Genomic DNA, 18328 nt, shown 5'->3' with positions numbered 1-18328 from the left:
CGGAGCTGAGGTGCGTATAATTCTGCCAGACATCGGAGCCCGAAGACGCATGCCGCAGACGAAAGATGAATTACCCGACGCGCTGTACCGCGCCGCGCAGGTGCGCGAACTCGACGCGCGGCTGATCGCCGCCGGCACGCCGGGCTTCGAATTGATGCAGCGCGCCGCCCGCGCGACGTGGCGCGCACTGGTGCGCAAGTGGCCGGCAGCGAACGAACTGACGGTGCTCGCCGGGCACGGCAACAACGCTGGCGACGGTTATCTGGTGGCCGGGCTGGCGCTGCGGGCCGGTTGGACGGTGCGCGTTCTCGCCGTCGGCGATCCGCAGCGTTTGCAGGGCGATGCCGCACTGGCCCATGCCGAATCGGTGGCTGCTGGTGTTGTGGTGCAAGGCTGGCAGGGGCAAAGCGAGCTGCGCGGTGTCGTCCTCGATGCCTTGCTCGGCACAGGTCTGAGCGGCGAAGTGCGCGAGCCGTATGCATCGGCGATCAAGGCGATCAACGCCTGCGGTTTGCCGGTAGCGGCGGTCGATATCCCTTCCGGGCTATGTGCCGATACCGGGCGTGAACTGGGGGTCGCGGTCCACGCCGATCTAACGGTGACATTCATTGCTATGAAGATCGGGCTGTTGACTGGCGACGCGGCGGATCAAATCGGCGAACTGGTCTTCAACGACTTGCAAGCCACCGACGAAATTTTCAGTGACATTCCCGTCTGCGCTCAACGCCTGAGCGCCGCTAATCTTCCAGCACTTGCGCCGCGTGCGCCGACCTCGCACAAGGGGCGCTTTGGTCATGTGTTACTGATTGGCGGCGATCACGGGTTCGGTGGAGCGATTCTGCTCAGCACGGAAATGGCCTTGCGCGGCGGCGCGGGCATGGTTTCGCTGGCGACTCGCCCAGAGCATGTGCCGGCGGCGCTGACTCGGGTGCCGGAGGCGATGGCGCTCGGTACCTCGTCAGCCAATCAACTGATGGGTCTGCTGGAAAAGGTTTCGGTATTGGTGGTCGGGCCGGGACTCGGTCAGGCCAGTTGGGGCCGTGCCCTGTTGTCGGCTGCCGCCAATGCACCATTGCCGCAGGTGTGGGACGCTGACGCGTTGAACCTGCTGGCCAGCGATTTTGTCCAGTTGCCCAAGGATTGCGTGATCACCCCGCATCCGGGGGAAGCGGCGCGCTTGCTTGGCATCAGTACCGCCGAAGTGCAGGCCGATCGCCCGGCCGCTGCTCTGGCGTTGAGCAAAAAGTATTCAGCGGTAGTGGTTCTGAAAGGTGCCGGCAGTCTGATCGCCCATCCAGACGGGCGTCTGGCCCTCTGTCATCAGGGTCATCCGGCGATGGCCACGGGCGGGTTGGGTGATGTGCTGGCCGGTCTCACCGGCGCATTGCTGGCCCAAGGCATGGACGCGTTCGATGCGGCATGCCTGGCCGTCTGGCTGCACGCCAACGCGGGTATGCAACAAGGCAAATTCGGCCGTGGGCTGGCGGCCAGTGATCTGATTCCAGCCATTCGTCAGTTGTTGGAGGAGCAAGCACCGTGTCTGAAGTAACCCTGTACCTGGCCGATGAACAGGCGATGAGCGACTTTGGCGCACGGATCGCCCGCGTCACCCAGGGCCATGGCCTGATTTTTCTCGAAGGCAATCTGGGTATGGGCAAAACCACCCTGTCGCGGGGCATCATTCGCGGTTTGGGGCATGTTGGCGCGGTAAAAAGTCCGACCTTCACATTGGTCGAGCCTTACGAGATCGGTGACATTCGTGCCTTCCACTTCGACCTGTATCGCCTGGTCGATCCCGAGGAGCTGGAGTTTCTCGGCATCCGTGACTACTTCGAAGACGATGCCCTGTGCCTGATCGAGTGGCCCGATAAAGGTGCAGGCTTTTTGCCAAAGCCCGACCTGACCATTACCATTAGCCCGCAAGACAGCGGGCGTTCGCTGAAAATTTTAGCCCAGGGCTCGCGTGGCGAGGCCTGGTGTGCCGCTTTGGCATTGGAATCCAATTAAATGATGGGGTTTGGTATGCGCTTTCGCGCGTTGGTGGCTGCCGCTGGACTGATGTTGATGGCAGTAACCGTCAACGCTGTGGCCGATTCAAAGGTCAACAGCGTGCGCCTGTGGCGGGCGCCGGACAACACGCGACTGGTCTTTGACCTCAGCGGACCGGTGCAGCACAGCGTTTTCACCCTGACCGCGCCGGACCGGCTAGTGATCGACATAAACGGCGCCACCCTCGGCGCGCCGTTGAACGTGCAGACGGCGAACACGCCGATCACCGCGATGCGCTCGGCCCAGCGCACCCCGACCGACCTGCGCGTGGTCATCGACCTGAAAAAAGCCGTCACCCCGAAAAGCTTCTCGCTGGCGCCGAACGCGCAATACGGCAACCGTCTGGTGGTCGATCTGTTCGACAACCCGGCCGATGCCGCGCCGCCGCCGGCCCCGACGCCATCGGTGGCAACCGTGCCGGCAGTGCCGGTGACCCCGACCGAACCGGCGATCAAGCTGCCGCCAGCCCCGGCCGGCAAACGCGACATTATCGTGGTGATCGACGCCGGCCACGGTGGCGAAGACCCGGGCGCGTCCGGCTCGCGCGGCCAGCGTGAGAAAGACGTGGTACTGCAGATCGCTCGCGAGCTGCAGCGTCAGGTCAACGGCATGAAAGGCTTCCGCGCCGAGCTGACCCGTACCGGCGACTACTTCATTCCATTGCGCGGGCGAACCGAAATCGCCCGCAAGAAGGGCGCCGACCTGTTCGTCTCGATCCACGCCGACGCCGCGCCGTCCGCAGCCGCGTTCGGTGCGTCGGTGTTCGCCCTGTCTGATCGTGGCGCTACGTCCGAGACCGCCCGTTGGCTGGCCGACAGTGAAAACCGTTCCGACCTGATTGGCGGTGCCGGCAACGTCAGCCTCGACGACAAGGACCGTATGCTGGCGGGCGTGTTGCTCGACCTGTCGATGACTGCGTCGCTGACTTCCAGCCTCAACGTCGGGCAAAAGGTGCTGACCAACATCGGTCGCGTTACGCCGCTGCACAAACAACGTGTGGAACAAGCCGGGTTCATGGTGCTGAAGTCGCCGGACATTCCATCGATCCTGGTCGAAACCGGCTTCATCTCCAACGCCAACGAAGCGAACAAACTGTCCGCATCCAGCCACCAGCAAGCGCTGGCCCGTTCGATCAGCAGCGGCGTGCGCCAGTTCTTCCAGCAGAATCCGCCACCGGGCACTTACATTGCCTGGCTGCGTGATTCCGGCAAGATTGCCCAAGGTCCGCGCGACCACCGTGTCGGCCCGGGGGAAACCCTGGCGATGATCGGCGTGCGCTATCAGGTTTCGCCGGCCACCTTGCGTGCCGCCAACAACCTGAAAAGCGATGAGCTGAAAGTCGGTCAGCACCTGACCATTCCAGGCACCGAACTGGCGTCCAAAGAATGAACCAGGTATTGAACACGGCGCGCATCGAGCTGCTCAGCCCGCGGCTGGCGAACCAGATTGCCGCCGGTGAGGTGGTTGAGCGCCCGGCTTCGGTGATCAAGGAGTTGCTGGAAAACAGCCTCGACTCCGGCGCCAAGCGTATTGACGTCGATGTCGAGCAGGGCGGCGTCAAGCTGCTGCGCGTGCGCGATGACGGCAGCGGTATTTCCGCCGATGACCTGCCGCTGGCCTTGGCCCGTCACGCCACCAGCAAGATTCGCAACCTCGAAGATCTCGAGCAGGTGATGAGCCTGGGTTTCCGTGGCGAGGCGCTGGCGTCGATCAGCTCCGTGGCGCGTCTGACCCTGACCTCGCGCACCCGCGATGCCGATCAGGCCTGGCAGGTCGAAACCGAAGGCCGGGACATGGCGCCGCGCGTGCAGCCGGCGGCGCATCCGGTCGGCACTTCGGTGGAAGTCCGCGACCTGTTCTTCAACACCCCGGCCCGGCGCAAATTTCTCAAGACTGAAAAAACCGAATTCGATCACTTGCAGGAAGTGATCAAGCGTCTGGCGCTGGCGCGCTTCGACGTGGCTTTTCATCTGCGCCACAACGGCAAGACCATCCTCAGCCTGCACGAGGCCCACGATGATGCAGCCCGCGCCCGGCGTGTGGCGGCGATCTGCGGTTCAGGTTTCCTTGAGCAGGCGCTGCCGATCGAGATCGAACGCAACGGCTTGCACCTGTGGGGCTGGGTCGGTTTGCCGACCTTCAACCGCAGTCAGGCGGATTTGCAGTATTTCTTCGTAAACGGCCGTGCGGTGCGCGACAAACTGGTGGCCCATGCGGTACGTCAGGCTTATCGCGACGTGCTGTTCAATGGCCGGCACCCGACCTTCGCGCTGTTTTTCGAAGTCGATCCGGCAGCGGTCGACGTCAACGTCCACCCGACCAAACACGAAGTGCGTTTCCGTGACGGGCGCATGGTTCACGACTTCCTGTATGGCACGCTGCACCGTGCGCTGGGCGATGTGCGTCCGGAAGATCAACTGGCCGGTTCGGTGACCACGGCGATCGTTCGGCCGAGCGGGATCGAGGCGGGCGAATTCGGCCCACAGGGCGAGATGCGTCTGGCCGCCAATGCGCTGCTGGAGCAGCCGCAGGCGCAACCGGCGTTCAACACGTCATCCGGGGCCAGCGCTGGCGGCGCTTATCAGTATCAATACACGCCGCGTCCGCAATCGGCGCTGCCCGCTGCCGAGGCTCAAGCCGCTTACAAAGAGTTTTTCGCGCCGCTGCCTGAAGCCAATGCCAGCGCGCTGCCAACCGGTCAGGAAGATATCCCGCCGCTCGGCTATGCACTGGCGCAGCTCAAGGGCATCTATATTTTGTCCGAGAACGCCCATGGTCTGGTGCTGGTGGACATGCATGCCGCCCACGAGCGGATCATGTACGAGCGCCTGAAAATCGCCATGGCCAGCGAAGGTCTAAGTGGCCAGCCGTTGCTGGTGCCGGAGTCGCTGGCCGTGAGTCAGCGCGAGGCCGATTGTGCTGAAGAACACGCCGCTTGGTTTCAGCGCCTTGGTTTTGAATTGCAGCGTCTGGGGCCGGAAACCTTGGCGATCCGGCAGATTCCCGCATTGCTCAAGCAGGCCGAAGCCAATCGACTGGTCGGCGACGTGCTTTCGGATTTGATGGAGTACGGCACCAGCGACCGTATCCAGGCGCACCTCAACGAATTGCTCGGCACCATGGCCTGCCACGGCGCGATCCGCGCCAACCGGCGTCTGGCTCTGCCGGAAATGAACGGCCTGCTGCGTGATATGGAAAACACTGAGCGCAGCGGTCAATGCAACCATGGCCGACCGACCTGGACCCAGCTGGGTCTGGACGATCTGGACAAACTGTTCCTGCGCGGTCGTTGATGAGCCAGCTTCCTCCAGCGATTTTCCTGATGGGCCCGACCGCTGCGGGCAAGACCGATCTGGCCATCGAGCTGACCAAAGTGCTGCCGTGCGAATTGATCAGTGTCGATTCGGCGCTGGTCTACCGCGGCATGGACATCGGCACGGCCAAGCCTTCGAAAGAGTTGCTGGCGCAATACCCGCACCGGCTGATCGACATCCTCGACCCCGCTGAAGCGTATTCAGCCGCCGATTTCCGTCGCGACGCGTTGCAGGCCATGGCCGAAATCACTGGGCGAGGAAAGATCCCGCTGTTGGTCGGCGGCACCATGCTCTATTACAAGGCTTTGGTTGAAGGACTGGCGGACATGCCGGCGGCCGATCCTGAGGTCCGTGCGCAGATCGAGGAAGAAGCTGCACGCCTCGGCTGGCAAGCCCTGCACGATCAACTGGCGCAGATCGATCCGGTGTCGGCGGCGCGCATTCATCCCAATGATCCGCAGCGCTTGAGTCGGGCACTGGAAGTGTATCGAGTCAGCGGGCAGAGCATGACCACCCTGCGCGAGCAACAATCTGCGCAAAGTACTGAAGCAGCCGCTTCGGGACGCCAACAATTGCCCTATACTGTCGCGAACCTGGCCATTGCTCCGGCGAATCGTCAGGTTTTGCACCAGCGAATTGAACAAAGATTCACAAATATGTTGGAACAGGGATTCATCGACGAGGTCGTAGCCCTGCGTAAAAGAAGTGGCCTGCATTCCGGGTTGCCGTCTATACGTGCGGTAGGCTACCGCCAAGTCTGGGATTACCTGGACGGCAAGCTGACATTGGCCCAGATGCAGGAGCGGGGCATCATCGCCACGCGCCAATTGGCCAAACGCCAGTTTACCTGGCTGCGCAGCTGGGAGGATTTGCACTGGCTGGACAGTCTTGATTGCGACAATCTGCCACGCGCCTTGAAATACCTTGGGACCATCTCCATATTGAGCTGAGTCCTTGCAATTGCCGTCTATCCTTGGGGGTGTGACGGCCGAAGCCATCTGAATTTACCTGTTTTTATTATTGAATCCTTAAAGGAGTGCGGCACATGTCAAAAGGGCATTCGCTACAAGACCCTTACCTGAACACTTTACGTAAAGAGAAAGTCGGGGTTTCCATCTACCTGGTCAACGGTATCAAGCTGCAGGGGACGATCGAGTCGTTCGACCAGTTCGTGATCCTGCTTAAAAACACCGTAAGCCAGATGGTCTACAAACACGCTATCTCGACCGTCGTGCCGGTTCGTCCAATTCGTCTGCCTAGCGCAACCGAAAACGAACAGGGCGATGCCGATGCAGCGCCGGGTAACGCCTGATAGGAGTCTCCTTTGTTCTTTGAGCGCCACGGTGGTGGTGAACGAGTCATCCTCGTTCACTTGGATGGACAGGACCCTGAGGCGCGCGAAGATCCGCAGGAGTTTCAGGAGTTGGCAAATTCGGCTGGCGCCGAGACCGTCGCGTTTTTTAACGTGCCGCGTCATCGGCCAACCGCCAAATATCTGATCGGCAGCGGCAAGGTCGAGGAACTGCGCGACCTGGTCAAGGCTGAAGAAGCCGATCTGGTGATTTTCAATCACATCCTCACGCCCAGTCAGGAACGCAACCTCGAACGTGTTTTCGAGTGTCGCGTGATCGACCGCACCGGGCTGATTCTCGATATTTTTGCCCAACGCGCACGCACCCATGAGGGCAAGCTGCAGGTCGAACTGGCCCAGCTTGACCACATGAGCACGCGGCTGGTTCGCGGCTGGACTCACCTTGAACGTCAGGGTGGCGGTATCGGTATGCGCGGCCCGGGTGAAACCCAGCTGGAAACCGACCGCCGTCTGCTGCGGGTTCGCCTGCGTCAGATCAAGGGGCGGCTGGAGAAGGTGCGCAGTCAGCGCGAGCAGTCGCGCCGTGGCCGATCCCGTGCGGACATTCCTACCGTTTCGCTGGTGGGATACACCAACGCGGGCAAATCGACACTCTTCAACAACGTGACGAAGTCCGAGGTGTACGCGGCCGATCAACTGTTCGCCACGCTCGACCCGACCCTGCGCCGGCTGGAGCTTGACGACCTCGGTCCGATTGTCCTCGCCGACACCGTGGGCTTCATTCGTCACCTGCCACACAAGCTGGTCGAGGCATTTCGGTCTACGCTCGAAGAGTCGAGCAATTCCGACCTGCTGTTGCACGTGATCGATGCGGCCGAACCGGATCGCATGTTGCAGATCGAGCAGGTGATGGTGGTGCTGGGCGAGATTGGTGCCCAGGACTTGCCGATCCTCGAGGTCTATAACAAACTCGATTTGCTCGAAGGCGTCGAGCCGCAGATCCAGCGCGATGCCGATGGCAAGCCGCAACGGGTCTGGCTCTCGGCGCGCGATGGCAGCGGTCTGGAATTGCTTGAACAGGCCATCGCCGAGTTGCTCGGCAGTGATCTGTTCGTCGGTACCTTGCGCTTGCCGCAACGATTCGCTCGGCTGCGTGCGCAGTTCTTCGAACTCGGTGCGGTGCAGAAAGAAGAATACGATGAAGAAGGTGTCAGCCTGCTGGCCGTTCGTTTGCCCCGGATCGAGCTGAATCGATTGGTAAGCCGCGAAGGATTGCAGCCGATGGAATTCATCGAGCAACACACTTTGCAATAAAAGCCTGACAAAGCGGTTGTGCCGCAACGGCAGGCATTCTGTAGCATTGGTCGGCGCGCCGTGGGTGCGTCTTTGCTTTATCAGATGGAGAGCGCTATGGCTTGGAATGAGCCGGGTGGCAACTCGAATAATCAGGATCCTTGGGGTGGCAAGCGCCGCAATAACGGCGACCGCAAGGGGCCACCGGATCTCGACGAGGCCTTCCGAAAGCTGCAGGAAAGCCTGAACGGGTTGTTCGGTGGTGGTAAGAAACGCGGTGATGACGGCGGCGGGTCGGGGCGCAGCAGTGGCGGCTTCGGCGGTCTGCTCGGCATCGGCCTGGTCGTGCTGGCGGCTGTCTGGCTGTACAGCGCGGTCTACGTGGTGGACGAGCAGGAGCAAGCCGTGGTGCTGCGCTTCGGCAAGTACTACGAGACTGTCGGCCCGGGCTTGAACATCTACTTCCCGCCGATCGACAAGAAGTACATGGAGAACGTGACGCGTGAGCGTGCGTACACCAAGCAGGGCCAGATGCTGACTGAAGACGAGAATATCGTCGAAGTGCCGCTGACCGTGCAGTACAAGATCAGCAACCTGCAGGACTTCGTGCTGAACGTCGATCAGCCGGAAATCAGCCTGCAGCACGCGACCGAAAGTGCACTGCGTCACGTGGTCGGTTCCACCGCCATGGACCAGGTGCTGACCGAAGGTCGTGAATTGATGGCCAGCGAAATCAAGGAGCGTCTGCAACGTTTCCTCGATACCTATCGCACCGGTATCACCGTCACCCAGGTCAACGTACAGAGCGCAGCGGCACCGCGTGAAGTGCAGGAAGCCTTCGATGACGTGATCCGCGCCCGTGAAGACGAGCAGCGTTCGCGCAACCAGGCTGAAACCTACGCCAACGGCGTTGTGCCGGAAGCCCGTGGTCAGGCCCAGCGCATCATCGAAGATGCCAACGGTTATCGCGACGAGACCATCTCGCGCGCCAAGGGTGAGGCCGATCGCTTCACCAAACTGGTCGCCGAGTATCGCAAGGCACCTGAAGTCACCCGCGAGCGTCTGTACCTGGACACCATGCAGGAAGTCTTCAGCAATACCAGCAAGGTCCTCGTGACCGGCAACAAGAACGGCCAGAGCAATCTGCTCTACCTGCCGTTGGACAAGATGATCCAGAACAGTTCGGGTAATGCACCGGTGACCGGTTCGGCCGCCAGCAACAACACGGACGTCACGCCGCATGTCACCGACGTGCCGCAGACGCGTACAAGGGAGACCCGCTGATGAGCAATAAATCGCTGATCGCCCTGATCGTTGGCGTCGTTGTGGTACTGGTGGGCTGGAATTGCTTCTACATCGTCGCTCAGACCGAGCGCGCGGTGCTGCTGCAATTCGGTCGTGTGGTTCAGGCCGATGTCCAGCCGGGTCTGCATGTGAAGGTGCCTTACGTCAACCAGGTGCGCAAATTCGACGCGCGTCTGCTGACGCTGGATGCACCGACGCAGCGCTTCCTGACTCTGGAAAAGAAAGCCGTGATGGTCGATGCCTACGCCAAGTGGCGGGTGAAAGATGCCGAGCGCTTCTACACCGCGACTTCGGGTCTGAAGCAGATCGCCGACGAGCGTCTGTCCCGTCGTCTCGAATCGGGCCTGCGTGACCAGTTCGGCAAGCGCACCCTGCACGAAGTGGTGTCGGGTGAACGTGATGCGCTGATGGCTGACATCACTGCGTCGCTGAACAAGATGGCGGAAAAAGAGCTGGGTATCGAAGTGGTCGATGTCCGGGTCAAGGCCATCGATCTGCCGAAGGAAGTGAACCGCAGCGTGTTCGAACGTATGAGCACCGAGCGTGAGCGTGAAGCTCGCGAGCACCGCGCCAAGGGTAACGAGCTGGCCGAAGGCATCCGTGCCGACGCCGATCGTCAACGCCGCGTGCTGCTGGCCGAAGCCTATCGTGAATCCGAAGAGGTTCGCGGTGACGGTGACGCCCAGGCTGCTGCGATCTACTCCAAGGCTTACGGCCAGGACCAGGAGTTCTACGGTTTCTACCGTAGCCTGCGTGCCTACCGTGAAAGCTTCGCGAACAAATCCGACGTCCTGGTCCTCGACCCAAGCAGCGACTTCTTCCGTTATCTGGAAAAAGCCAAACCTTGATACGACGTTGACCTGAATCAGTCCGCCCGGCGGCTAAAACCTCGGGCGGGGTGATCCTTTCGGAAAACGTGTGTATGATGCGGCAGCCGGGAAATTCCCGGCTTTTTTGCGTCTGCACGTTTGATTGCTGTTTTTGTTGCAGACGTCGGGTTTGAATAGCCCGAGCGTTTTTCGAGGAAAGTGATGGGCGAAGCCGCCAGCCGGCCTTTCGCTGCGTCGTTCATGCGCGTGCGTTTTGAACGCCCCGATCATTTTCTGCTTCACTCAAGGCTCGCCTAGTGCTGGCCGCCCGGATCAAAGGGGAATGGCGTAATGGCAACGGTAGACCGCTGGCTGCTGCCAGATGGCATCGAAGAAGTACTGCCACCGGAGGCGGCGCGCATTGAAGTCGCGCGTCGTCAGGTGTTGGATCTGTTCCAGAGCTGGGGTTACGAGTTTGTCGTGACTCCCCATATCGAGTACCTGGAATCCCTGCTGACCGGCGCGGGCCAGGACCTGGATCTGCGTACCTTCAAGGTCATCGACCCGCAATCGGGCCGGCAGATGGGTTTCCGCGCCGACATCACGCCGCAAGTGGCGCGCATCGATGCGCACACCCTGCGTCGCGAAGGCCCGAGTCGTCTGTGCTACGCCGGCAGCGTCCTGCATGCCCAGCCGCGTGCATTGTCGTCCTCGCGCAGCCCGATCCAGCTGGGCGCCGAGCTGTACGGCGACGCCAGCCCGAGCAGCGATGTCGAAGTCATCAGCCTGATGCTGGCCATGCTGCAGCTGGCCGATGTGCCGGACGTGCACATGGACCTCGGCCATGTCGGCATCTACCGTGGTCTGGCGCGCGCCGCCGGTCTGTCTGGTGAAGTCGAGCAGCAGTTGTTCGATGCCCTGCAGCGCAAGGCCATCGATGAAGTGATTACCCTGACCGAAGGCCTGCCGGCCGATCTGTCGGGCATGCTCCGCGCACTGGTTGATCTGTGTGGCGGCCGTGAAGTGTTGAGCGCTGCCCGCGAGCGTCTGGCCAATGCGCCGGCGCCGGTGCTGGCGGCGCTGGAAGATCTGCTGGCGATCGCCGAGCGTCTTTCCGTGCGCTTCCCGCAGCTGCCGCTGTATTTCGACCTCGGCGAGTTGCGCGGCTACCACTACCACACCGGTGTGGTGTTCGCGGTGTTCGTGCCGGGCGTTGGCCAGTCCATCGCTCAGGGCGGTCGTTACGATGACATCGGTGCCGACTTCGGTCGCGCCCGTCCGGCGACTGGTTTCTCTACCGATTTGAAAACCCTGGTGACCCTGGGGCGTGCTGAGATCGAGCTACCGTCTGGCGGTATCTGGATGCCTGACAGTACGGATGCGGCACTCTGGCAGCAGGTTTGCCAGTTGCGCAGTGAGGGTCAGCGTGTCGTTCAGGCCTTGCCTGGACAACCTTTGGCCGCCGCCCGTGATGCGGACTGCGACCGGCAATTGATTCAGCAGAACGGGCTTTGGCAAGTATCGCCACTGGCTTCTTGAGTTTTCCTGCCGGCCATCGCCGGCACCAAGTTTGCGCGAATGAGGACAAGTGTTATGGGTAAGAATGTCGTAGTCCTGGGCACCCAGTGGGGTGATGAGGGCAAAGGCAAGATCGTTGATCTGCTGACCGAACATGCTGCCGCCGTAGTGCGCTACCAGGGTGGCCACAACGCGGGTCACACGCTGGTGATCGACGGCGAGAAAACCGTCTTGCACCTGATTCCGTCGGGCGTGCTGCGCGAAGGCGTGCAATGCCTGATCGGCAACGGCGTGGTGGTTGCACCTGACGCCCTGCTGCGCGAGATCACCAAGCTGGAAGAGAAAGGCGTACCGGTGCGCGAGCGCCTGCGTATCAGCCCGTCCTGCCCGCTGATCCTGTCCTTCCACGTCGCGCTGGACCAGGCCCGTGAAAAGGCCCGTGGCGAGCTGAAGATCGGTACCACCGGTCGCGGCATCGGCCCGGCTTACGAAGATAAAGTTGCCCGTCGTGGCCTGCGTGTCGGCGACCTGCTGAACATGCCGCGCTTCGAAGACAAACTGCGTGAACTGGTGGATTACCACAACTTCATGCTGGTCGGTTACTACAAAGAACCAGCCATCGAATTCGAAAAGACCCTGGCCGAGTGCAAGGAATACGCTGAGCTGCTCAAGCCGCTGATGCTCGACGTGACTGCCGAGCTGCACGACCTGCGTCGTGCCGGCAAGGACATCATGTTCGAAGGCGCGCAAGGTTCGTTGCTCGACATCGACCACGGCACCTACCCGTACGTGACCAGCTCCAACACCACCGCTGGTGGCGTGGCGACCGGTTCGGGCGTGGGTCCGATGTTCCTCGACTACATCCTGGGCATCACCAAGGCCTACACCACTCGCGTTGGTTCCGGCCCGTTCCCGACCGAGCTGTTTGACGAAGTCGGTGCGCACCTGGCCAAGCAAGGTCACGAGTTCGGCGCCACCACTGGTCGCGCCCGTCGTTGCGGCTGGTTTGACGCCGTCATCCTGCGTCGCGCTATCGACGTGAACAGCATCTCGGGCATCTGCCTGACCAAGCTGGACGTACTCGACGGCCTGGAAACCATCAACATCTGCGTCGGCTACAAGGACGCGCAGGGCAATGCTGTTGCGCCGACCGATGCTGACAGCTACGTCGGCCTGCAGCCGGTGTACGAAGAAGTACCGGGCTGGAGCGAATCGACCGTGGGTGCCAAGACCCTGGAAGAGCTGCCGGCCAATGCTCGTGCCTACATCAAACGCGTTGAAGAGTTGATCGGCGCGCCGATCGACATTATTTCGACGGGCCCGGACCGCAACGAAACCATCGTTCTGCGTCATCCGTTCGCTTGATAAGTTGTTGATGTAAAAAACAAAGGCCCCTTAATCGGGGCCTTTGTCGTTTATGCCTGTTGGACGGCATGACCTTTGCTGTGAATCTGTCTACAAGAGTGCCATCAAATTAATGGCGTCAGAAGTAGAGGGATTTAAAGTGTCAGCCGTTCTCTCACTGTTACAAAGCCGTTTGTTGCGCCCGGTGTTCGTTACCCTTGGTATCGCCCTTTTGGTGCAGGTGTTGGTGGCGGTTGCCCTGACGCGGAGCACGGTGACCGCGCTGGAAGCCGATCTGGCTGTGCGCCTGGGTGCCGACAGCCAGAAGCTCTCCGGTGAGCTGGAGCAGGCCGGGCGTGAAGTCACTTCAAGTCTTGATGCGTTGTCGGCCAGCACTCGTCAGCGCCTCACGGCTGGCCTGTCGGCGCGCCTCAAAGAAGAGCAGGCGCAACTGCGTGCAACGCTGGAAAAGGATCTGAAAGATTCGGCCAACGACATGGCGCAGTTGCTTGCATCCGTAGCGCCGCGTGCGATGTGGGACAGCGACGTGCCGACGCTCTCGGAGTTCGCTCGTCGCGCCCAGCGCAATCCCAACGTGCTGTTCGTGGTGTATGACGACGCCACCGGCCAGCATTTGACTCGTTACCTCAACCGTGAAAACCCGATCAACAAGGCCTTGCTGGAAAAAGGTCAGGGCGAGCGTGCGCTGGATAAAGTACTCGATGCGGCGAAAAACGATCCTTCGGTTTACTACCTCGAAGCCTCGATCAATCCCAATGGCGTGGAGATCGGCAAAGTGCTGATGGGTGTGTCCACGGCCTCGGTGGAAACCGATCTGGCCGAGCTCGACAAGCGCTTCCTTGCGCTGATTGCCAGCAGCGATCAACTGGTCGGCGACAGCCTCAAAGGCGCAGCGGCGGACAGCGCCAAGGCAATGCAGGCGCGCCTGCAATCGGCGCAGGGCACCGCTGGCGAAATGAAAGCCAACACCGCACAAACCGTTCAAGACGCTGCCGCGACACTGCGCTGGCGTATCGGCCTTGGCCTGGCACTGGTCGGTTGCGGCGTGCTGCTGTTGCTGGCCGTGGTGCTCGGTCATCGTGTGGTCAATCGCCTGAAAATGCTCAATGCGGCGATGGACGATCTGGCAGCGGGCGAGGGCGATCTGACCAAGCGTGTGCAGATCAACAGCAAGGATGAAATCGGCGACATGGCTTCGGCGGTCAATCGCTTTGTGGATAAATTGCAGCCGATCGTACGCGAGGCGGGTGATGTCGCGCAGCGCACTGGCGTGGAAATCGGCGCGATGACTTTGCGCAACGCTGGCGCCGATGCGGCTGCCGGAATGCAGCGCGATGAAGTTGCAGAAAGCCTTCGCGCGCTGTCGCAAATGGCAGACGAGGCGCAGTCGGAAAGTCAGGCAATGCAGGCGGCGCTCAAGCAGGTTGTCGATATTCGTCAGGCCACCGATGAGAACACCCGGACTTCGGCGAAAGTTGGCAGCCTGATCGAAGCGCTGGCCGGGCAGGTCGATACCGGGGCGAAGGTTATCGAGCGACTGGCGCAGCAGAGCGAGCAGATTGAGGTGGTGCTGACGGTGATTCACGGCATCGCCGAACAGACCAACCTGCTGGCATTGAATGCTGCGATCGAGGCGGCGCGCGCCGGTGAAACCGGGCGTGGGTTTGCCGTGGTGGCGGATGAAGTGCGTGCACTGGCGAGCAAAACGCAGAGCTCGACGGGCGATATTCAAGCGCACATCGTCGCTTTGCAGCAGGGCGCACGTGAGGCGGTCGAGGCGATTGGTCAGGCCGGACGGCAGGCCAGCGAAGGTTTGCTGGTGTTGCGCGACAGTGCGCGGTTGCAGCAGTCGGTGCAGGCTTCGGTTGAGCAGGTGCATGCGGCGATCGGTCTGGCGACGCAAGCAGCAGCGCATCAGGCGCAGGGTGCACAGGCAGTGCGTGGGCGCGTCGAGACGATTCATGCGCAGGCCGAGAAAGCGGCGCAGGCAGTGGTGGAAACCACGGCCAGTGGCAAGGTGCTGGATGGTCTGGCGGCGCAATTGAAAGCCAGCCTGGGACAATTCCGCGCTTAAGATCAAAAGATCGCAGCCTGCGGCAGCTCCTACAGGGAAACGCAAATTCCGATGTAGGAGCTGCCGAAGGCTGCGATCTTTTAGCGGCTGAGATACATCCGCGTCGTCAGCAGATAAACCGGCAACCCCGAGACCACAATCAACAACGCCGCATAAGGCGCCGCCGCCGCAAACTCGACATTCGCCGTGTGCGCCCAGACTTCGGTCGCCAATGTATTGAGTCCGGTTGGGCTGAGCAGCAACGTTGCCGTCAATTCCTTCATCGCATCAAGAAATACCAGTGCAAACGCTGCGCCCAGTGCCGGGAAAATGATCGGCAAGGTCACCCGGCAAAACGCGGTGAACGACGATGCGCCTAATGTCCGCGCCGCTTCTTCCAGCTGCGGTGCAGCCTTGTTCAGCGCGGTACGGATCGGCGCCTGCGCCAATGGCAGGAACAGCAGCGCATAGGCGATCAGCAGCAAGCCTGACGTCTGATACAGCACTGGCACGTAATGCAGGGCGAAATACACCAGCGTCAACGCAATCACCAGCCCCGGCAGCGCGTGCAACAGATAAGGCAGGCGTTCGGCCCAGATTGCCAATCGGCCTTTATAGCGCACCACCAGCAACCCGACCGGCACCGCCAGCACCAGACACAGCGCCGCGCCGCCCAATGACAATGCCAGCGATGACAACAGCGCCTCGGTGATCGCCGCTACCGGGAACGCCGCCGATGAGCCGACCGCCAGCCAATACGCCAACATCCCCAACGGAATGCCGCTGCCGATAATCGCCAGCAACAGGCAATACAACTGACCAAGCGCCGCCCACGGTCCAAGCTTTACCTGTTCAGCTTGCCGCGCCGCGCCCTGGCCGGTGCGCACATGCCGGCCCTTGCCACGCACCCGCAGTTCCAGCCACAACAACAGCAGACACAGCGCCAGCAACACCGCCGAAAGCATCGCGGCGTTGGCGTTACTGAATTCCAGTTCGAATTGCTGGTAGATCGCCGTGGTGAAGGTTTGCAGGCCAATGATCGACAGCGCGCCGAATTCCACCAGCATGTGCAGGGCAATCAGCAGCGAACCGGCCAGCAGCGATGGCCACAGCAGCGGCAGGGTGACGCGGAAAAATACGCCCCAGCGATTCTGTCCCAACGTGCGGGCGGATTCTTCGAGGGAGGGATCGAGATTGCGCAGGGTCGCCGCAACTGGCAGGAAGATCAGCGGATACTTCGACAGGCTCATCACCAGAATCGCCCCGCCGAGGCCTTCGAATTGCGCGCTGAGCGAGACCCAGGTGAAGCTGCTGACAAACGCCGGCACCGCAAACGGCAGGCACAGGATCACGCCCCACAGGCGCCGCCCCGGCAGATTGCTGCGCTCCAGCAGCCACGCCAGCGACAGACCTATCACGGCGCATGTAACCGTCACGCCGACCATCAGTGCCAAGGTGTTGCGCAACAGGCCGAACACATACGGGCGCCACAGCAAATGCAGCGCCTCGGCCCAGCCGGCCTGCCAGGCTTTCAGTCCGACATAGGCCAGTGGCAGCAGGCTCATGACCACCAGTAGCAATACCGGCAGCACCAGCCAGATTGACGGCCGTTTGCGTCGTGGCACGTAACCCCCGCGCGCGGCGGGGGCCGATAACGATGCTGCCATCAGTTCAGGCCAACTTCGCGTTCCAGTTCCAGCGCTTCTTCAGCGTTGCCCAGATCCGCCGGAGTGACGTTCGGCGCTTCCAGTTCGCTGAACGGCTTGAGGCCGCGATCCGATTCCATGCCTTTGTGCAGCGGGTATTCGGCGGTGGTCTGAGTGATCACCCGCTGACCTTCTTCGCTGGCCATGAAGGCGAGGAATTGCTGGGCTTCTTTTGGATGTTTGCTGGATTTCAGCACGGCAGCGCTGGACACGGTGATCAGGCCGCCAGCGTCGCCGCCGGTGAAATAATGCAGCTTGGAGTCGAGCTTGCCTTTCTCGCGTTGCAGGGCGAACCAGTAGTAGTTGTTCACCAGTACGGTAGCGACTTCGCCGTTTTCCACAGCTTTGAGTGCGACCATGTTGTTGCTGTAGGTCTTGCCGAACGCGCGCAGGCCGGTCAGCCATTCTTCGGCGGCGTCACGACCGTGCAGCTTGATGATTGCTACGGCCTGTTCCTGGAAGGCGCCACTGGTCGGCACGAAGCCGACCTTGCCTTGCCATTGCGGCTCGGAGAATTCCATCACCGATTTCGGCAGGTCTTTTTCATCGATCAGTTTCGGGTTGAACGCGACCACGCGCACGCGGGCGGTAACGCCGATCCAGGTACCGTTGGCGGCGACGTATTTTTCCGGCAAAACCGCTAGGGTGGCGTCATCGGCCTTGGCCAGCAGACCCTGTTCGCCGAGGTTATTCAGCGGCGGCGACTCTTCGGTGTAGATCACATCGGCGGGGGAGCGGTCGCCTTCTTCGATGATCTGGCTCGCGAGCTGGTTGCTGCTGCCTTTGCGCACGTTGACGTGGATGCCGGTCTTGGCTTCGAAAGCCTTGGCAATCGCGTCGCCGACTTCCTTGTGCTGGCCGTTGTAGAGAGTCAGGGAAACCGCATCGGCAGCCTGGGTGAGGGGAGTGGCGAGTGCCAGGCCGAGGAGGGTGAAGGTCAGGCCTCGGCGCAGGGTATTTCGAAACGTCATTCGCAGGGTTCCTCACTGTCGCATTGCAAAAACTTGCAACAATGATAAACGATATTGTTTCTCAAGTGCGCCTTGTGGGGCGACTGGTGATTGTGTAGGAGCTGCCGAAGGCTGCGATCTTTTTGATCTTGCTGTTAAACGGTAGGGGGTCAAAAGCAAGATCAAAAGATCGCAGCCTCGTTGCACTCGTCAGCTCCTACACGCTCCTACAAGACCTGCGGAAATTCAGGAAGCCAGAAACGCAAAAACCCGCTTTCGCGGGTTTTTGTGAAATCCAAGGCCTGAACCTTGAATTTGAATTGGTGCCCAGAAGAAGACTCGAACTTCCACGACCGTAAGGTCACCAGCACCTGAAGCTGGCGTGTCTACCAATTTCACCATCTGGGCAATCATCGCAAGCGTTGCCGCTGTTGATGTGGCGCACTATACGGAGGCCTTTTTGATCTGTAAACCCCTGATTTGGTTTTAATAAATCAGTGTGAGCAAAAGCTTTCCCGCAAATGCAAAAAACCCGCTTTCGCGGGTTTTGTGTGAGTGTTGAAACTGATCTAGTCTCAAACTCGAAATTGGTGCCCAGGAGAAGACTCGAACTTCCACGACCGTAAGGTCACCAGCACCTGAAGCTGGCGTGTC

General features: G+C 61.0%; 14 protein-coding genes and 1 tRNA gene. 12 read left to right on the top strand and 3 right to left on the bottom strand.

The window, feature by feature from the left end; all coding sequences use genetic code 11:
• Positions 1–49: 49 nt before the first annotated feature.
• The 12 genes from D8U60_RS06800 (at position 50) to D8U60_RS06745 (ending at position 15039) form a co-directional block, all read left to right on the top strand.
• Complete coding sequence (locus D8U60_RS06800) at positions 50–1549, top strand: NAD(P)H-hydrate dehydratase (RefSeq protein WP_130899788.1); 1500 nt, start codon at positions 50–52, stop codon at positions 1547–1549.
• A complete protein-coding gene (gene tsaE, locus D8U60_RS06795) occupies positions 1537–2007 on the top strand; it encodes a tRNA (adenosine(37)-N6)-threonylcarbamoyltransferase complex ATPase subunit type 1 TsaE (RefSeq protein ID WP_016771950.1) in 471 nt (156 codons plus the stop codon). The genes D8U60_RS06800 and tsaE overlap by 13 nt, the downstream gene beginning before the upstream one ends.
• Positions 2008–3438: an N-acetylmuramoyl-L-alanine amidase gene (locus D8U60_RS06790; protein ID WP_024011366.1), complete on the top strand. Its 1431-nt coding sequence runs from the start codon at positions 2008–2010 to the stop codon at positions 3436–3438. It abuts the gene before it with no gap.
• Positions 3435–5342, top strand: coding sequence for a DNA mismatch repair endonuclease MutL (mutL, locus tag D8U60_RS06785; RefSeq protein WP_122881189.1), 1908 nt, complete (start codon positions 3435–3437; stop codon positions 5340–5342). Before D8U60_RS06790 ends, mutL begins: the two co-directional genes overlap by 4 nt.
• The gene (miaA, locus tag D8U60_RS06780) at positions 5342–6313 is read left to right on the top strand and encodes a tRNA (adenosine(37)-N6)-dimethylallyltransferase MiaA (protein ID WP_130899787.1); all 972 of its coding nucleotides are present in this window, start codon (positions 5342–5344) and stop codon (positions 6311–6313) included. Before mutL ends, miaA begins: the two co-directional genes overlap by 1 nt.
• A gap of 95 nt (positions 6314–6408) precedes the next feature.
• Positions 6409–6675 carry an RNA chaperone Hfq gene (gene hfq / locus D8U60_RS06775; RefSeq protein ID WP_016771947.1) on the top strand — a complete coding sequence of 89 codons (267 nt, stop codon included), beginning with the start codon at positions 6409–6411 and terminating at the stop codon, positions 6673–6675.
• 12 nt (positions 6676–6687) lie between these two features.
• The gene (hflX, locus tag D8U60_RS06770) at positions 6688–7989 is read left to right on the top strand and encodes a ribosome rescue GTPase HflX (protein WP_016771946.1); all 1302 of its coding nucleotides are present in this window, start codon (positions 6688–6690) and stop codon (positions 7987–7989) included.
• 96 nt (positions 7990–8085) lie between these two features.
• Entirely contained in the window at positions 8086–9252 is a 1167-nt protein-coding gene (gene hflK / locus D8U60_RS06765) for an FtsH protease activity modulator HflK (protein WP_024011368.1), read from the top strand.
• Positions 9252–10121 (top strand): protease modulator HflC, encoded by an 870-nt coding sequence (hflC, locus tag D8U60_RS06760; RefSeq protein ID WP_016771945.1) that lies wholly within the window; start codon positions 9252–9254, stop codon positions 10119–10121. Before hflK ends, hflC begins: the two co-directional genes overlap by 1 nt.
• A gap of 312 nt (positions 10122–10433) precedes the next feature.
• Entirely contained in the window at positions 10434–11621 is a 1188-nt protein-coding gene (locus tag D8U60_RS06755) for an ATP phosphoribosyltransferase regulatory subunit (protein WP_016771944.1), read from the top strand.
• A gap of 54 nt (positions 11622–11675) precedes the next feature.
• Positions 11676–12965 carry an adenylosuccinate synthase gene (locus tag D8U60_RS06750; RefSeq protein ID WP_016771943.1) on the top strand — a complete coding sequence of 430 codons (1290 nt, stop codon included), beginning with the start codon at positions 11676–11678 and terminating at the stop codon, positions 12963–12965.
• A 139-nt stretch (positions 12966–13104) separates the two neighbouring features.
• Positions 13105–15039, top strand: coding sequence for a methyl-accepting chemotaxis protein (locus tag D8U60_RS06745; protein ID WP_110602740.1), 1935 nt, complete (start codon positions 13105–13107; stop codon positions 15037–15039).
• Between the two features lie 80 nt (positions 15040–15119).
• Here the strand turns inward: D8U60_RS06745 and D8U60_RS06740 are convergent, their stop codons facing one another.
• The 3 genes from D8U60_RS06740 to D8U60_RS06730 all read right to left on the bottom strand — a co-directional run bounded on the left by D8U60_RS06740 (position 15120) and on the right by D8U60_RS06730 (position 18082).
• Complete coding sequence (locus tag D8U60_RS06740; protein WP_122601479.1) at positions 15120–16685, bottom strand: iron ABC transporter permease; 1566 nt, start codon at positions 16683–16685, stop codon at positions 15120–15122.
• A complete protein-coding gene (locus D8U60_RS06735) occupies positions 16685–17695 on the bottom strand; it encodes an extracellular solute-binding protein (protein ID WP_016771941.1) in 1011 nt (336 codons plus the stop codon). The genes D8U60_RS06740 and D8U60_RS06735 overlap by 1 nt, the downstream gene beginning before the upstream one ends.
• A gap of 300 nt (positions 17696–17995) precedes the next feature.
• Positions 17996–18082, bottom strand: a tRNA-Leu gene (locus tag D8U60_RS06730).
• Between the last annotated feature and the right edge of the window lie 246 nt (positions 18083–18328).

This window comes from Pseudomonas sp. Sample_11 (genome assembly GCF_004307505.1).
Classification (GTDB): Bacteria; Pseudomonadota; Gammaproteobacteria; order Pseudomonadales; family Pseudomonadaceae; genus Aquipseudomonas; species Aquipseudomonas atacamensis.
The sequence above is the reverse complement of the archived record's forward strand: the minus strand, read 5'-3'. Positions and strand labels throughout refer to the sequence as shown.

What these genes read in the sequence shown, in the direction of transcription:
- hflC (WP_016771945.1), top strand. Translation starts at nt 9,252, where the DNA reads ATGAGCAATAAATCGCTGATCGCCCTGATCGTTGGCGTCGTTGTGGTA.
- D8U60_RS06755 (WP_016771944.1), top strand. Translation starts at nt 10,434, where the DNA reads ATGGCAACGGTAGACCGCTGGCTGCTGCCAGATGGCATCGAAGAAGTA.
- D8U60_RS06750 (WP_016771943.1), top strand. Translation starts at nt 11,676, where the DNA reads ATGGGTAAGAATGTCGTAGTCCTGGGCACCCAGTGGGGTGATGAGGGC.
- D8U60_RS06790 (WP_024011366.1), top strand. Translation starts at nt 2,008, where the DNA reads ATGATGGGGTTTGGTATGCGCTTTCGCGCGTTGGTGGCTGCCGCTGGA.
- hflK (WP_024011368.1), top strand. Translation starts at nt 8,086, where the DNA reads ATGGCTTGGAATGAGCCGGGTGGCAACTCGAATAATCAGGATCCTTGG.
- D8U60_RS06800 (WP_130899788.1), top strand. Translation starts at nt 50, where the DNA reads ATGCCGCAGACGAAAGATGAATTACCCGACGCGCTGTACCGCGCCGCG.
- D8U60_RS06740 (WP_122601479.1), bottom strand. Translation starts at nt 16,685, where the DNA reads ATGGCAGCATCGTTATCGGCCCCCGCCGCGCGCGGGGGTTACGTGCCA.
- mutL (WP_122881189.1), top strand. Translation starts at nt 3,435, where the DNA reads ATGAACCAGGTATTGAACACGGCGCGCATCGAGCTGCTCAGCCCGCGG.
- miaA (WP_130899787.1), top strand. Translation starts at nt 5,342, where the DNA reads ATGAGCCAGCTTCCTCCAGCGATTTTCCTGATGGGCCCGACCGCTGCG.
- hfq (WP_016771947.1), top strand. Translation starts at nt 6,409, where the DNA reads ATGTCAAAAGGGCATTCGCTACAAGACCCTTACCTGAACACTTTACGT.
- D8U60_RS06735 (WP_016771941.1), bottom strand. Translation starts at nt 17,695, where the DNA reads ATGACGTTTCGAAATACCCTGCGCCGAGGCCTGACCTTCACCCTCCTC.